13 protein-coding genes are annotated in these 14,758 nt (G+C 49.3%); 9 read left to right on the top strand and 4 right to left on the bottom strand.

The annotated features are described in order from the left end of the window. Positions 1-3: 3 nt before the first annotated feature. The 3 genes from BMZ54_RS00920 to BMZ54_RS00930 all read right to left on the bottom strand — a co-directional run bounded on the left by BMZ54_RS00920 (position 4) and on the right by BMZ54_RS00930 (position 5,144). The gene (locus tag BMZ54_RS00920) at positions 4-3,333 is read right to left on the bottom strand and encodes a SusC/RagA family TonB-linked outer membrane protein (RefSeq protein ID WP_162277445.1); all 3,330 of its coding nucleotides are present in this window, start codon (positions 3,331-3,333) and stop codon (positions 4-6) included. A gap of 175 nt (positions 3,334-3,508) precedes the next feature. Further along, positions 3,509-4,480 (bottom strand): FecR family protein, encoded by a 972-nt coding sequence (locus BMZ54_RS00925; protein ID WP_089906281.1) that lies wholly within the window; start codon positions 4,478-4,480, stop codon positions 3,509-3,511. Positions 4,481-4,562: 82 nt separating this feature from the next. Further along, positions 4,563-5,144, bottom strand: coding sequence for an RNA polymerase sigma-70 factor (locus BMZ54_RS00930; RefSeq protein ID WP_089906282.1), 582 nt, complete (start codon positions 5,142-5,144; stop codon positions 4,563-4,565). Between the two features lie 197 nt (positions 5,145-5,341). Here BMZ54_RS00930 and zwf point away from each other — a divergent pair, with 197 nt between their 5' ends. The 8 genes from zwf to BMZ54_RS00970 all read left to right on the top strand — a co-directional run bounded on the left by zwf (position 5,342) and on the right by BMZ54_RS00970 (position 13,401). After that, positions 5,342-6,859, top strand: coding sequence for a glucose-6-phosphate dehydrogenase (gene zwf / locus BMZ54_RS00935; RefSeq protein WP_089906283.1), 1,518 nt, complete (start codon positions 5,342-5,344; stop codon positions 6,857-6,859). A gap of 177 nt (positions 6,860-7,036) precedes the next feature. Further along, positions 7,037-7,516, top strand: a complete 480-nt coding sequence (locus tag BMZ54_RS00940) for a peroxiredoxin (protein WP_238386448.1) — start codon at positions 7,037-7,039, stop codon at positions 7,514-7,516. 11 nt (positions 7,517-7,527) lie between these two features. Continuing rightward, positions 7,528-8,061 (top strand): DsbA family protein, encoded by a 534-nt coding sequence (locus tag BMZ54_RS00945; protein WP_089906284.1) that lies wholly within the window; start codon positions 7,528-7,530, stop codon positions 8,059-8,061. A gap of 83 nt (positions 8,062-8,144) precedes the next feature. After that, a complete protein-coding gene (locus tag BMZ54_RS00950; protein WP_089906285.1) occupies positions 8,145-8,915 on the top strand; it encodes a 3-keto-disaccharide hydrolase in 771 nt (256 codons plus the stop codon). Between the two features lie 292 nt (positions 8,916-9,207). Further along, a complete protein-coding gene (locus BMZ54_RS00955; RefSeq protein ID WP_089906286.1) occupies positions 9,208-9,939 on the top strand; it encodes a dioxygenase family protein in 732 nt (243 codons plus the stop codon). A gap of 15 nt (positions 9,940-9,954) precedes the next feature. Beyond that, entirely contained in the window at positions 9,955-10,461 is a 507-nt protein-coding gene (locus BMZ54_RS00960; RefSeq protein WP_089906287.1) for a hypothetical protein, read from the top strand. A gap of 1 nt (position 10,462) precedes the next feature. Then, on the top strand, positions 10,463-11,170 hold the full coding sequence (locus BMZ54_RS00965) for a pirin family protein (RefSeq protein WP_089906288.1): 708 nt from the start codon (positions 10,463-10,465) through the stop codon (positions 11,168-11,170). A 56-nt stretch (positions 11,171-11,226) separates the two neighbouring features. Beyond that, on the top strand, positions 11,227-13,401 hold the full coding sequence (locus BMZ54_RS00970) for a carbohydrate binding family 9 domain-containing protein (RefSeq protein ID WP_238386449.1): 2,175 nt from the start codon (positions 11,227-11,229) through the stop codon (positions 13,399-13,401). 4 nt (positions 13,402-13,405) lie between these two features. Here BMZ54_RS00970 and BMZ54_RS00975 read toward each other — a convergent pair whose 3' ends face one another. Next, positions 13,406-13,846 carry a hypothetical protein gene (locus BMZ54_RS00975; RefSeq protein WP_089906290.1) on the bottom strand — a complete coding sequence of 147 codons (441 nt, stop codon included), beginning with the start codon at positions 13,844-13,846 and terminating at the stop codon, positions 13,406-13,408. Between the two features lie 180 nt (positions 13,847-14,026). Between BMZ54_RS00975 and BMZ54_RS00980 the strand changes: the two genes are divergently transcribed. Further along, positions 14,027-14,734: a nuclear transport factor 2 family protein gene (locus BMZ54_RS00980; protein ID WP_089906291.1), complete on the top strand. Its 708-nt coding sequence runs from the start codon at positions 14,027-14,029 to the stop codon at positions 14,732-14,734. Positions 14,735-14,758: the final 24 nt, after the last annotated feature.

A 14,758-nucleotide genomic window follows, 5' to 3' on the forward strand; every position in this document is an offset into this window, starting at 1 on the left:
TTATCAGAATTTCAGGTTAAGGCCCAGCGTGTAGGTTTTCATTTGCGGAAAGTTCACGCCGCTTTGCCAGTTGTCAATTTCAGGGTCAAAGCTTTTGGGAAAGTTCCTTGACTTAATGGTGAACACATTTTCCAGCATCACATACAACCTTAGCTGGCTTATTTTTAACCGTTGCAGTAAGTTCTGTGGCAGTGTATAGCCTAGCTGCAGGTTCTTAAGGCGCATGTATTGGGAATCAAATAACCACCAGTCGGAGAAATCGTAGTTCACGCTCAGGTCCTGCCGCATTAAGGGATACCGCGCGCCGCGGTTATCCGGCGTCCAGGAATCCATCAGATCCTGCGTAAAGCTGCCGCCGTAATTGAACGGGCTTACAGCATAACCGGTGAGGTAGGTTTTATTTTTCAGCACGCCCTGGAACAGCAGGCTCAGGTCAAACTGTTTCCAGCTGGCATTGGCGGCAATCCCAAACATGCGGTGCGGGTCTGCATCGCCTAATATCACCCGGTCGGCCGGCGTTATCTTGCCATCGCCGTTCTGGTCCTGGTATTTAATATCACCGGGCTTGTTCTGTGGTTTGTAGGCCGGGGAGTTTTTAACATCATCGTCCGACTGGTATAAACCAATAGCTTTATACCCGTACCAGGTCCAGCGCGACTGGCCTACCATTACCGGGTTCACATCCAGTATATCCGGTGTGCCACCCAGGTCCAGGATCTTATTGCGGGCGTCATAGAAATTTACCAGCACGCCATATTTCAATGCATGGTCGCGGTTCTGGTAACCTACGCTGATCTCATACCCCCAGTTGCTCATGCGCCCCAGGTTCATAATAGGCGCATCTCGGCCAAAGGTAGAGGGCACGCTGGGCGTGAGCAGGATACCGGTGGTCCTTTCTTTGAACACATCAGCTGTGAACGTAATTTTTTCATCCAGGAAACCGGCATCTACACCAACATTACCCGTGGTCTTTTGTTCCCAGGTAAGGTCTGCGTTAGCGGTGTTATTGTAGTAGGTAGTGGTTTGTGCCTTATCATTAAAATAAGTGGCGCCGGTGCCAATGATGTTGGCCCAGGGGTACAGGCCCGTAGCGTTCTGGTTGCCCACCTTACCATAAGAGGCGCGCAGCTTCAGGTTGCTGATGGTGCGGGAGTTTTTCAGAAAATCTTCTTCCGACAAACGCCAGCCCACAGAAAAGGAGGGAAAGAAACCCCAGCGGTTATTCCTGAAACGGGAGGAGCCGTCATAACGTGCACTGGCTTCAAATAAGTAACGGTCGTTATAGCTGTAGTTCAAACGCCCGAAATAGGATTGAATAGCCCATTCATTGGCGGAGCCGCTGGTTTGCCAGAAATCTTTATCTGCGCTGCCGCCGTTAATGGTATGAATGCTGTTGTTCAGAAAATCGCTTCTGCCGGCGCCCAGGCTTTCATACGAGTAGCTTTCCCGGCTAAAACCTGCCAGGGCCTTAATATCATGCCGGTTTATATTTAACCCGTAATTCAGGGTAGCAATAAAGGTCTGGTTCACTTCCGTGCTCTGGTTATCTGTTAATGAGTTGGGCGACTGATCCGTTAACACCAGGTTCTCATCATCATCGTACAGGCGGTAAGTGGCGCGGAACACTTTATGTTTAATATCGCGGGTGCTGTATGCATACTGCCCTTTCAGGGATAATCCTTTGGTAATGCCATATTCCAGGCTCATGTTGGTGTTAAGGTAGTTATCCTTGTAGTGTTCAAAGCCGCCATCGTTAATAATGGCTACGGGCTGGGAACCGCCGCGGTAATGCCGGTTACGGCCTTCGGGCGTATAAGGCCATTCCGTAGGGTTCAGGATGTAGGCCCAGTGCATAGCCGTGGTATAAATGCCTGCACCTGCAAAACTCTTGGGCGCATTCATATACACCGTGTTGATGCCGAACTTCAGGTTATCTGTTATTTGGGTGTTGATATTAATGCGGGAGCTGTAACGCTGGTTCAGCACACCCTGCACCAAACCTTCCTGCCGCAGGTAACCCAGGGATACCAGGTAATCGGTATTCTTACTGCCACCGGATACGCTGATGTTGTGCTGCGTTTGCAGGGCATTTTCTTTGAAGATGGCTTTGATCCAGTCTGTGCTGGGCTTTTCGCCGCTGGCATATTTGGCAATGTCGGCATCTGAAAAACGCACCGTGGTACCGGGATTATCATTCAGCTGCGATTCATTCCACTTTTTCATAAAGTCCACCGCATTTACCAGCCTGGGTAAATAGGTGGGTTGCTGCGTACCCACGTACGCATCGTAAGAGAGTACGGGTTTACTGTTCTGCCGCCCTCTTTTTGTAGTAACCAGCAATACGCCGCCGGATGCGCGCGCTCCGTAAATAGCAGTGGCAGAGGCATCCTTCAATACGCTGATGTTATCAATATCCTGCGGGTTCAGGGTTTCCAGCTGGCCGGCTACTCCATCCACCAACACCAGCACCGGGTTGTTGGAAAGGGTGCTGATGCCGCGTATATTCAGCTTGGTGCTGCCGCTGCCGGGCATGGCATCTGTTTGCTGCACAAACAAACCAGGCACCTGTCCCTGCAAAGCATTCACCACATTGGGGACAGGGCGTTCTGCAATGGCAGTGCCTTTAATGGTGGCAACGGCGCTGGTTAAGCTGGCCTTTTTCTGGGAGCCATAACCTACTACCACTACTTCACCCAGCTTTTTAGTGTCTTCTGCCAGCACAATGCCTAATTCCGTTTGCGTACCGGAAGCTACTTCCTGTGTTATAAAACCAATGAACGATACTACCAGCACGGCATCATCCGGTACGTTCTTCAGCTCAAACTCGCCGTGGTCATTGGTTATCATGGCCTGGCTGGTACCTTTTACCTGGATGGATACGCCGGGCAGCGGATCGCCTTTTTCACTTACCACCCGCCCTTTCAGCGGTTTGCTTACTGCTGCTGTTACGCCGGGCGTAACCGGCGGGGTATTTATTTTATCTGCGCTACGGCGTATGATCACTTTATCATCTGCCACAAAATATTCCAGCGCAAAAGGGTCCAGTATTTTTTTAAGGATCAGGCTTACCTTCTGATTACGGGCGTTAATACTGATCCTGCTGTTCAAGACCTCTTTGCTGACTGCGTAGCTGAAAGAGATGTTGGCCGCAGCGCTAATACGGTCCAGCGCCTGGAACAAAGCGCTTTGTTCCAGCTTCAACGTGATCTTTTTTTCCAGTAATTGAGCGGCCGGTCTTTTGGCCATGAGCGAGAGTGCAGTACTGCAGATGATAACGAGGACGCACAGCGAGCTTTTGGTAAGCATCCTGGTTACCGGTGTACATTTTTTCATACATTTACGTCGATTATGGTTGAGTAAAAAGCCGGTATGTTTTTGGTTCACGAGGCCGTTGAACATACCCGGTGTAAAAACTTAACTAACGGGTCCTCCTCTTTTCCGGGAGGACTTTTTTCTGCTATGTAGGCAGGTGTTTCTTTTGTGGCATAGGTTTTAGTTTAAATAGTGTTCAGCAACGTACCTTTTTGATCACATAGGCATTGCCGTTCTTTTCTAACGTGGCATTGAGTGTAAGGCATAGTTGCTTTAATGCTTTTTCCAGCTGGCCATTGGTATTAAATTCCCCGAAATAAAAACATCCTTCCGTACTACCTGCTATATTAATGTTTACATTATAATAATAACCCAGCTCCGCTACCACAGCCGCCAGCGTAGCGCCCCTGTATTTCAGGATGCCGGCTCGGCGCAGCAATAGCTGCTCTGTATCCACATGCTCCTCCCGCTGAATGCTGCCGGTCTGTTTGTTGAAAACGGCCCGCTGCTGCGGCGTTACAGCCACTTCTTCACCATGCGCGGATTTCACAGCTACCTTACCGGTTACAACGGTAACGCCTATGTTAGGTTGTTGCTGATAGGCCTGTATATTAAAAGTGGTGCCCAGCACTTTGGTATCTACTGCACCGCTGTGAATAATGAAAGGGCGCTCCTCATTAGGTGTTACATCAAAAAAAGCCTCTCCGTGCAGGATCACTTCCCGGGTATGCCCGCTGAACTTTTCCGGGTATTGCAGAAAAGAGGCAGGGCTTAGCCATACCTGAGTTCCATCGGGCAGCTGCAGCTGCCGGTGCTGCCCGGGTTGCGTGCTAAAAGCCTGCTGCCGCGCGGGCGGCAAGGGTTTCCATACCATATAATAGGTAATGCCCAGCGCTGCTATCAGCAATACTACCGCTGCCGCTACGCGCATCCATCCAATACGCCTTACCGGCGTGGTGGCCGGCTGCTGTGGTGTTTGCCGGATCTTTAACAGCAGCTGCTGCTCCATTTCGGCCTCCAGCTGTGCCTTTGCATCTGATAAACGCCCTTCCCATTCCGGCGCTTCCCGGAAGCTGTAGTAATAGTTCATGAGCGCCTGTATCTCTGCATCCGTTGCACAGCCATCCATCCATTTATCAATAAGCGCAAAAAAAGCCTGCCGGTCCATAGGGAGTATTTGTAAGGGTAGTGACAAATTAGATCCCCTGCCCCCAAGGCATGTTAAAAAAACACCAGTAATGGAGAAGATTTCAGGAGAGCAGCATACTGAGTAACGCCAGAAAGCCTATGCTATAATGCAGGCCTGTACGCAAACGGCGCAGTGCAATGTTGATCTGGTTCTCCACCGTTTTTACAGATACATTCAGGCGGGTGGCTATTTCCTTATAAGACAAATGTTGTTCCCGGCTCATACGGTAAATGGTGGCGCATTTTTCCGGCAGGGTAGCTACCAGCGTATTTAGCAGCGCCTGTAATTCTTTAACGGCCAGCTCACTTTCCGGGGAAGGGGTTTGCATTCTTTCCGTGAGGTGCTCAAACAGGGCTTCATGTGCGGGGTGCTGGCGGATATAACGGAACACTTTATAACGGATGCTGGCAGAGAGGTAGGCTTTAAAGGAACCGGTAAGCTGAATGTGATTACACTTTTGCCAGACCTCTGTAAACAGCTCCTGCACCAGGTCTTTACAGGCCTCTTTATCTTTCAGCACCTGGTAGGCCGCCAGGAATAAAGGTTCCCAGTGGCGCCTGTACAGCCATGTTAATGCCTGCTCGTCCCCGTTTTGCAGCAAGTGCAACAATTCTTCATCCGTGCGCCCCTCGTTGGCCAACATGGTTGATGTCTATTATTAATTGGTTAAAACTGCCCGCATAAATATAGAGATTAAAATTACAAAGTTGCATACCGGTAAAGGCGGCCGGGAGCTATCGTATCCAGGAACCGGTTCGGGTTACCGCATTTCCGCATGTCAAACATTAATATTCCTTTGGTAATTAGTATCTTCCCTTATTATTATAAATGCATGCTTAGATGAAACCTGTACAAAAATCAACACCTTCTGTTATTGTTATTTTCGGTGGCACGGGCGATCTCTCCAAACGGAAGCTGATCCCCGCTTTTTACAACCTTTTCATTGAAGGGTGGATGCCGGAAAGCTTTAACATTATTGGGTTAGGACTGGAAAATTATGACGATGCTGCGTATCACCAGCATTTACTGGATGGATTAATGGAGTTTTCCCGCAGCGGTGCACCGGAAGACGCCAAATGGCATGCATTTAAATCGCGGGTGCATTATCTGAAGTCGGATATTAACGATCCGGTTTTTTATACCACCCTGCTCTCACAGCTGCAGCAGCTGGACCAAACCAGGGGCATGCGTGCCGACCGGTTATTTTATTTATCGGTGGCGCCGCATTTCATTGGCCCGGTTACCACTAACATGGGCCGCGTAGGCCTGGCACCCGACCCGCAGGCCGACCGCATTATTATAGAAAAACCATTTGGTTCTAACCGGGAAACCGCTACTGCGCTGAATAATATGATCACCAGCACTTTCCCGGAAAACCAGATCTACCGTATAGATCATTACCTGGGCAAGGAAACGGTGCAGAACATACTGGCCTTCCGTTTTGCCAATGCGCTGTTTGAGCCTTTGTGGAACCGCAGCTATATTGATTATGTACAGATCACCGTGGCAGAGCAGGTAGGCGTGGAGCAGCGCGGCAGCTATTATGAAGGCGCCGGCGCCTTACGCGATATGATCCAGAACCACCTGCTGCAGCTATTGTGTATGGTGGCCATGGAACCACCGGTGTCTTTTGAAGCAGAGGAGATCCGCAACCGCAAGGTAGATGTGCTGCGCGCCATACGTCCCATTAAGCATGAGGAAGTATATAAATATGCAACCCGCGGGCAATACGGGCCGGGCTGGCTGCAGGGTAAAAAAGTGCCGGGCTACCGGGAAGAACCCGGCGTAAAACCGGAGTCCAATACGGAAACCTATGCCGCTATTAAATTTTACCTGGATAACTGGCGCTGGCAGGATGTGCCATTTTATTTACGCACCGGCAAGCGTATGCAGGAAAGAACTTCCTCCATTACCATACAATTCAAGCCGGTACCGCATTCCACCTTCCCGGATAAATATGCGGATAACCTTACGCCCAACCGCCTGATCATAAACATACAGCCGCAAATGGATATCCGTTTGCGCTTTACTGCTAAAAAGCAGGGCCTGGAAATGAGCCTGAACCCTGTGGAAATGGTGTTCCATTACGATAACGCCACTACGAAAACACCGGAGGCATATGAAACCCTGCTGCTGGATGCCTTACGTGGCGATGCTACCCTGTTCATGCGTTCTGACCAGGTGCTTACTGCCTGGGATGTGATCACACCCATTCTGGAGAACTGGGAATCGCATGATTCACTGGATTTTCCCAACTACCAGGCAGGCACCTGGGGACCGGAAAATGCAGAAGCGCTGATCGCACGCCAGGGCCACACCTGGACCGCTCATACTATGGGTAAAGACGATCCTTGCTGATACGCTGTGCATAAAAATCCACGCACAGGAGCCGCTTGCCGGCCCCGGCATTATCATCCATTTGCTGAATAGCCCGCCTGGCACGGTTCATATTAGCAGTTAAGCCTGTATAGCCCTGCCCGGCAGCAACGGTATGATATTAGCTTTATGTTGTAACACATAAAACACAACAACATTATGGCTGGATCCATTTTAGAAAAAGGCGCCACTGCCCCGGACTTTGATCTGCATTGCACCCCGGACCAACGGTTGAAGCTGCACGACCTGAAAGGCAAACGGGTAATACTGGCCTTTTACCCGGCAGACTGGAGTCCGGTATGCAGCGATCAGATGGCAGTGTACAATGAAGCACGCAAACTTTTTCAGCAGCATAACGCAGAAGTGATCGGCATTTCCGTAGACAGTAAATGGTGCCACCTGGCCTTTGAGCAGGACCGCCATTTGCATTTTCCGCTGCTGGCTGATTTTGAGCCCAAGGGGGAAGTATCCCGCCTGTATGGCGCCTACAACGAGGAAGAAGGACAAAGCAAACGTGCTTTGTTTGTAATAGATGAACAGGGCGTAATTCAGTGGAGCTATCTTTCACCGGATGGTATAAACCCCGGTGCAGACGGGATCCTGGAAGCGCTGGAAACCATGGATAATGGTAAACATTAAAACAACAGCTTATGTCAACATTAAAAACCCCTGTCTCCGGCAGCGACCGGCAAACCGGCTACCGTGGCGCACCCGTTACGCTGGTTGAATACGGTGATTATCAATGCAGCCATTGTGGTATTGCACATCCGTTCATCAAAAGATTACTGGCTGAAAAAGAAAAAGATATCCTGTTTGTGTTCCGCAATTTCCCCTTGCAGGAGGCGCACCCCGCCGCTTATATAGCTGCGCTGGCAGCAGAAGCAGCCGGCCAGCAGGGCAAGTTCTGGTTAATGCACGATATTATTTTTGAGCACCAGGATCACCTGGATGGCAACAGCCTGCTTTCCTTTGCAGAAGCGCTGGACCTGGATATGCATCAGTTTGCGCAGGATTGGAAAAGTGAGGCCCTGCAGCAAAAAGTAGAAGCTGATTTTGAAAGCGGCATCCGTAGCGGGGTAAACGGCACGCCTACATTTTTTGTGAATGGGGAGAAGATAGCCTATGATGAAACATATGAATCACTTTTACATGCCGTGGAAAGGGTAGCGCAGGCACACCGGTAAAACCGTTCGTCCAGTTTCTGGCAATTTATCCTGTTAATTTATCAATTTGAAAGCTAAATTAGAGGATTAAATTATTTGTGATCATGCATAAGAGAATACTTGTAGCAGCAACGGCTGCTCTGCTAAGCACTTCCGCGTTCGCTCAAACCAAACCTGAAGAAACAGAGGTATGGTCTCCGGTTCCAAAAGTAGTTACACCCGGCAAAAGCACTGCCGATGCGCCTTCTGATGCTATTAAACTTTTTGATGGCAGCAACCTGGCTGAATGGGTATCTGTAAACAATGAAGGACAGCCCGCCAAATGGAAAGTAGCCAATGGCATTTTAACGGTTGATAAAACCCAGGGCAACATAGAAACCAAACGTACCTTCACCGATTACCAGCTGCATATTGAATACCGTATACCCGCCAACATTACCGGCACCGGCCAGGCACGCGGCAACAGCGGCATTTTCCTGGCATCCATTGGTAAGGGAGATGATGGATATGAGCTGCAGGTATTGGATAATTACAACAACGCTACTTATGTGAACGGACAGGCCGGCAGCTTGTACAAGCAAACACCGCCACTGGTGAATGCCTGTAAAAAACCCGGCGAATGGCAGTCGTACGACGTATTTTGGACTGCGCCCCGTTTTAACGACGATGGCTCCCTGAAATCACCCGCACATGTAACGGTGATCCACAATGGTGTGCTGGTACAGCTCAATACTGAGCTGCAAGGCCCTACCCGTTATATTGGTAAAGCTTCTTACGAAAAAGCAGCTCACGGCCCCGCGCCTATTAAGCTGCAGGCCCATGGCGATAAGAGCGAGCCGCTTAGCTTCCGCAATATTTGGGTTAGAGAATTATAATTAAGAATGAATAATAATGGAGGCAGGTATACGCTTAAGTGTAGTATTGCAATAATGCAGTATTAAACCTGCACGTAATATCTCCCTACGATTATTAATTAATTATTCATTCTTAATTATTAATTAAAAAGTCCTGCGCTTCACCGTGCAGGACTTTTTTTATTCCCCAAAGTTCATCGGCACAAACCCTTCCTTTAACGGCAGATAACATTTTAGCTCCCCGCTTCCCCTAATCTTTACACCAGCAATAAGCCACAACAACGACCACAGGAACCTTCTAAAACTACATTGTATGGAAAGAAAGCTCTTTTTAAAGAACGGTTTAGCCGCTTTAGGACTGGCCGCTATAGCGCCACTGGCTAAATCCTGCACCAAGGACGACGCTGCCGCCACCACCACTACCACCGGCACTGAAACCAGCAGCGACGGCAGCTGCTCCACCACACCTACAGAAACCGCCGGACCTTATCCTACGAAAAGCCCTTCTTCTTATGTAAGAAGCAATATTGTGGATGGACAGGCCGGTGTACCGCTTACCGTTAAGATCTATATTAAGAACGTGAAGAACAGCTGTAATGCGCTGGCTAATGCGCTGGTGGATATCTGGCATTGCACATCCGTAGGTTATTACTCTGAATACACGGTAAACCCGGGCGGCGGTTATTCCACCGTAGACTATACCGGCTCCCACTTTCTGCGTGGCCGCCAAACTACGGATGCAGACGGCCTGGTAACCTTCACCAGCATTTTTCCCGGCTGGTATTCCGGCCGCGCACCACATATACATGTACATGTATACAATGCCAGCGGCACCTCTTTAATGGTAACGCAAATTGCTTTCCCAACAGATGTGTGCAACACGGTATACACTACAGCAGCTGATTATAAAGCGCACGGCACGCAGGACACCGCCAATACAGCCGACATGGTGTTCAGCGATTCTTTAAGCAGCGAGCTGGCTACTGTTACAGGCAGCGTAAGTGGTGGTTACACGCTCACGCAAACCATTTATGTAAGCGCCTGATAATAATAATCACCTATGTCAAAAAAGAGTATCCGTTTATTATACCGGAAAGTAATTGATGCACAATCCCGCAAAACATGGGAGCAGCATGTGTTTGAGGATAGCTATACCGAATTCCTGATGCAGGCACAGTACTATAACCAGGAAAAAAAGTACAGCACGTTTGGCGAGCTGCTTACCTATGTGCCGGGTGCGGAGCAATTACATTTCCTGGTAAGCCCGGCCGTAACAGGGCACCTGATGCCTTTAAACGGTAAGATTCCGGATATACTGAATGCCGTAGGAAAACATTTTTTACCATTCAGGAACTTTAAGTTCGAGATCATTAACAGCAACATCCGGCAAAAAACGCAGCACCAGGTAGCCATCAACTTTTTATCAGAACCTATTACCTGGTACGATACCATCGGCAACCAGCTGCTGGTAACCTTAAACGATACACCGGATGAGGAAGGGCGCGTAGCTACAGAACTGTTTATGCTGCAACCTTTCCTGAATATTCATGATATAAAGCTGCTTTAATATGCTACCGCAATCACAGGGAAAAATATTCCTGGCAGACGAAAGAGGCCTGCAGGAGCATGCAGGGCGCCGGCGCTATTACACCTTTAATGCCGATGGATTCTATAATGAGCATAAAACGCCTTTTGGCGCGCTGTATGCCCTGCATGAAGATACCCTGGATGCGGAGCAAAGCATTACCCTGCATGTAAATGCAGCTACCGATATCCTGCTGCTGCCTACTGTGGGTGCTATTACCTGGAAAGACAGTACCGGCCGGTCCGGGCAGGTTACCGCCGGCCAGTCGTTGTACTACGCCGCACCACGGGAGGTAGTGCTGGTTATCAGCAATCCTTACGAAAATGCTTTAGTGAACTTTTTACAATGGTGGTTCAAATGCAGGGCAGCTGCAGACAGCAGTGTTGTACAGCTCACAGACTTTGACCTGAACCTGCATAAAGACCAGCTGATTCCCATGGGGCGCCAGGCCTGGATCGGGAAGTTTAACGGACGGGCTGAGGCCGTACACTCCCTGGCCGCCCCGGATCAGGGGTTATTTGTGTTTGTGCTGGAAGGCGCTTTTGAGGTCCAGTACCGGCTGCTAAATGCCAGGGATGGACTGGCGCTGTGGGATGTAAGCGAAGTGGAGCTGGAAGCGCTATCCAATGAGGCTATTGTGATCATTGCAGCAGTGCCTTTGCAGGCACAATATGATGAGCGGCAGGTGTAGACTGGTATTTAGTAGCTGTTTTTTGTATTTTGTCAGTCAACCAGCAACTGACTATTGTGCGCACTATTCCACGTTTACTTTGCCTTTGCCTGTTTTGTCTTCCGGTAATGGCGCAAAAGAAGAACGAAACATTTCAGCTTCATATACGCAGAACCGCTACCCCGGTGAAGGTAGACGGTATTATTGACGATGCAGGCTGGCAGCAGGCAGACACCGCTACCAACTTTTACATGATCCTGCCCATGGATACCAGCTACGCCAACGTGCGTACGGATGTGCGCATGACCTATGATGCACAGCACCTTTACCTGCTGGTAGAAAACTACAACGCCCTGCCCGGGCCTTACATGGTGGAATCCCTGAAACGTGACTTTGCTTTCCTGAAGAATGATAATTTCCTTTTGTTCATGGATCCCTTTGATGACCAGACGAATGGTTTTTCCTTTGGCGCCAATGCTGCAGGGGCCCAGTGGGATGGGCTGATGTATGACGGCGGTAAGGTAGACCTGAGCTGGGATAACAAATGGACCTCTGTAGTGAAGAACTATCCGGATAAATGGGTGTTTGAAGCCGCTATACCGTTTAAGACTATACGTTATAAAAAAGGCATTAGTAAATGGGGCATCAACTTTGGCCGCAATGATCTGAAAACAACAGAGAAAAGCAGCTGGGCGCCTGTGCCAAGGCAGTTCCCATCCGCCTCCCTGGCCTATACCGGCGTGCTGGTATGGGATGTGCCGCCACCGGATCCGGGGCCTAATATTTCCATTATCCCGTATTTGCTGGGCGGCATTAATAAAGATTATGTAGCCGGCACCAAAAATAATTACCGCCGCGAAGCCGGTGTGGATGCCAAGATAGCCGTTACCTCTTCCCTGAACCTGGACCTGACCGTAAACCCGGATTTTTCCCAGGTGGATGTAGATAAGCAGGTCACTAACCTGGACCGCTTTGAGCTGTTTTACCCGGAAAAAAGACAATTCTTCCTGGAAAACGGCGATCAGTTCACCAACTTTGGATACGCTACGCTGCGGCCTTTTTTCTCGCGCCGTATTGGATTAGGAGTGCCTATCCGTTTTGGCGCGCGTCTAAGCGGAAAGCTGAACCGCAACTGGCGCATGGGTTTTATGAACATGCAAACAGCGAAGGATGAAGGCCTGGGCTTACCGGCGCAGAACTTTACCGTAGCGGCTTTGCAGCGGCGAGTGTTTGCCCGCTCCAATATTGGTTTCCTGTTCATCAACAAAGAATCACTGAATTATACGCCCGATAATGCTTCGGAAAAACCCTTGTACTCCCGTTATAACCGCAACCTGGGGCTGGAGTACAACCTGGCTTCCGCCAATAATTTCTGGACCGGTAAAGCATTGTTATTAAAGTCCGCCAGCCCGGGTAAAAGCGGGCATGACTGGGCGCAGGCTGCTAACCTGCAATACACCAGCCGCACCTGGAACATTGGCTGGCAGCATGAATACGTGGGCCGTAACTATAATGCAGAAGTAGGGTATGTGCCACGCCAGGGTTATATAAAGCTGGTGCCGCAGATCACGCGCCTCTTTTTCCCAAAAACAGGGCCGGTATTGAGCCACGGGCCGCAGCTCATATCCACCAGCTTTTATGATGAGCATATGAAGCGTACCGATAATGAAACCATGCTTTCTTACGCCATTGTGTTCCGCAAGCGTAATACGCTTACGGCCTGGGCATCCAACAATTACATTAAGCTGTTATTACCTTTTGACCCTACCAACACCGGTAAGGATAGCCTGCCAACCGGCTCGCAGCATAACTGGAATACAGTAGGGGTGGATTATGTATCCAAACCGCAAAGCCTTTTCACCTACTCCTTCTCCGGCCGCTATGGCGGCTATTATGCAGATGGTACGCGTACTACGTTAGGCAGTGAGCTGGGTTACCGCTTTCAGCCCTATGTAAGCATTGCATTAAGCACCACGTATAATGATATTCGCCTGCCACAGCCCTGGGGAAATAATAAATTCTGGCTGGTAGGTCCCCGCCTGGATGTTACCATGACCAACACCCTGTTCTTTACCGGTTTTATGCAGTATAATGAACAGCTGAAGAATATGAACCTCAATACCCGCTTCCAGTGGCGTTACCGCCCGGCATCGGATCTGTTCATTGTATATACCGACAACTATCTGCCGGCGCCTTTTTATGTAAAGAACAGGGCATTGGTGCTAAAGCTGGTGTACTGGCTGAATATTTAGGATGCTACAACGCAGCCAGCATTTGTCCGCCCGGCAGCTCAGATGCTGCATAGTACAGGGTCAGATGGCTTTTGGCATTATTTTTTTCCAGCTGCTGTAGTGCTTTTACCGGTATAGTCATTCCTTTTTTACTGTCTTCAAACTTCCATTCTTTTACTATGCGGCCACCATCATCTTTAATGGTAAGGCTGCGCCCCGTACCGGATGTTTTGCCGTGGCAATGCGTATAATACACCACCAGCTGATCATCAGGGCTGGCCTTATCCAGCGCCAGGCTTTGTAAGCTGATCTCTTTGGAAGCATATTGTTTTAATACCAGCTTGTTGTTCAGGTAAATTTCATAACTGTCTACCCCGAATGGCGCTTTAAATGAAAACAGCGCCAGGCAGAAAAAGGCCAGCAGGCCGGTTCTTAACAGGGTTTGTTTTAAAGCAGTGTTTTGCATACAATCATGTTTTTGAGGTGAAGGATTATTTGTTTATTCACCACAAAACAACAACATCCTGTTAATGCTCCTTGCCTGGTCTTGACAAGGGGAATGGAATACTTGACATCAGGCAGGGTCACATGATCAGTATCGCCCGTTTTGCCCCGCAGCCGCCTTTAAAAAAGCTTATATTAGGATATGCGTATAATATGTTTCCTGCTGCTGTTGATCAGCAATGGCGCCTTTGCACAACAGTTTGAAAAAGACTCCGCCACGCTCATTGGTATTACCCAGGCCCTGGTAGATGCCATTGCACCCGGCGATACTGCAGTGTGGATCAGGTACCTGCACCCGGACTGTATTTATACCGCGGAAGATGGCACCGTAAAACGCAAGCCGGACCTGATAAAGGAGCTGCAGCCCTTACCGGCCGGTTACGTGGGCAACATTAAGGTTACACAGCCGCATGTGCTGGCTTTTGGCAATACCTATATTGTAAATTATGTGGCAGATGAAAATCTTGATCTGTACCAGCAGCATATTCATACGCAGTATATTGAAATACAAACTTACCTGAAGAACGGGGATCAGTTCCAGCTGGCTGCATCTGAAATATTTGAGCTGTTTGCCGATCCTACACCAGCCGCCGTGCCCCTGGCTACCCTGCAAAAGTATACCGGCACCTACCACCTTTCGCCGGAAGTAACCTATACCATTACATTGCAGGGCAATCAATTAATGGGGCAGCGGAATGGCCGGGCGGCCGTACAGCTGATACCGGAAACAGAAAATGTATTTTATATAAAAGGACAGCGTGGCCGCAAGATCTTTGTACAGGATGCGGCTACTAAAACCAGCCTGCTCATAGACCGGCGTAATGGCAATGACCTGGTCTGGAAAAAATAATTAAACTTTCTAAAAACCTGCTGA

Origin of the sequence: Chitinophaga rupis, assembly GCF_900109685.1 — a bacterium.
Lineage (GTDB): Bacteria > Bacteroidota > Bacteroidia > Chitinophagales > Chitinophagaceae > Chitinophaga > Chitinophaga rupis.

What these genes read in the sequence shown, in the direction of transcription:
- BMZ54_RS00920 (WP_162277445.1), bottom strand. Translation starts at nt 3,333, where the DNA reads ATGAAAAAATGTACACCGGTAACCAGGATGCTTACCAAAAGCTCGCTG.
- BMZ54_RS00925 (WP_089906281.1), bottom strand. Translation starts at nt 4,480, where the DNA reads ATGGACCGGCAGGCTTTTTTTGCGCTTATTGATAAATGGATGGATGGC.
- BMZ54_RS00930 (WP_089906282.1), bottom strand. Translation starts at nt 5,144, where the DNA reads ATGTTGGCCAACGAGGGGCGCACGGATGAAGAATTGTTGCACTTGCTG.
- zwf (WP_089906283.1), top strand. Translation starts at nt 5,342, where the DNA reads ATGAAACCTGTACAAAAATCAACACCTTCTGTTATTGTTATTTTCGGT.
- BMZ54_RS00940 (WP_238386448.1), top strand. Translation starts at nt 7,037, where the DNA reads ATGGCTGGATCCATTTTAGAAAAAGGCGCCACTGCCCCGGACTTTGAT.
- BMZ54_RS00945 (WP_089906284.1), top strand. Translation starts at nt 7,528, where the DNA reads ATGTCAACATTAAAAACCCCTGTCTCCGGCAGCGACCGGCAAACCGGC.
- BMZ54_RS00950 (WP_089906285.1), top strand. Translation starts at nt 8,145, where the DNA reads ATGCATAAGAGAATACTTGTAGCAGCAACGGCTGCTCTGCTAAGCACT.
- BMZ54_RS00955 (WP_089906286.1), top strand. Translation starts at nt 9,208, where the DNA reads ATGGAAAGAAAGCTCTTTTTAAAGAACGGTTTAGCCGCTTTAGGACTG.
- BMZ54_RS00960 (WP_089906287.1), top strand. Translation starts at nt 9,955, where the DNA reads ATGTCAAAAAAGAGTATCCGTTTATTATACCGGAAAGTAATTGATGCA.
- BMZ54_RS00965 (WP_089906288.1), top strand. Translation starts at nt 10,463, where the DNA reads ATGCTACCGCAATCACAGGGAAAAATATTCCTGGCAGACGAAAGAGGC.
- BMZ54_RS00975 (WP_089906290.1), bottom strand. Translation starts at nt 13,846, where the DNA reads ATGCAAAACACTGCTTTAAAACAAACCCTGTTAAGAACCGGCCTGCTG.
- BMZ54_RS00980 (WP_089906291.1), top strand. Translation starts at nt 14,027, where the DNA reads ATGCGTATAATATGTTTCCTGCTGCTGTTGATCAGCAATGGCGCCTTT.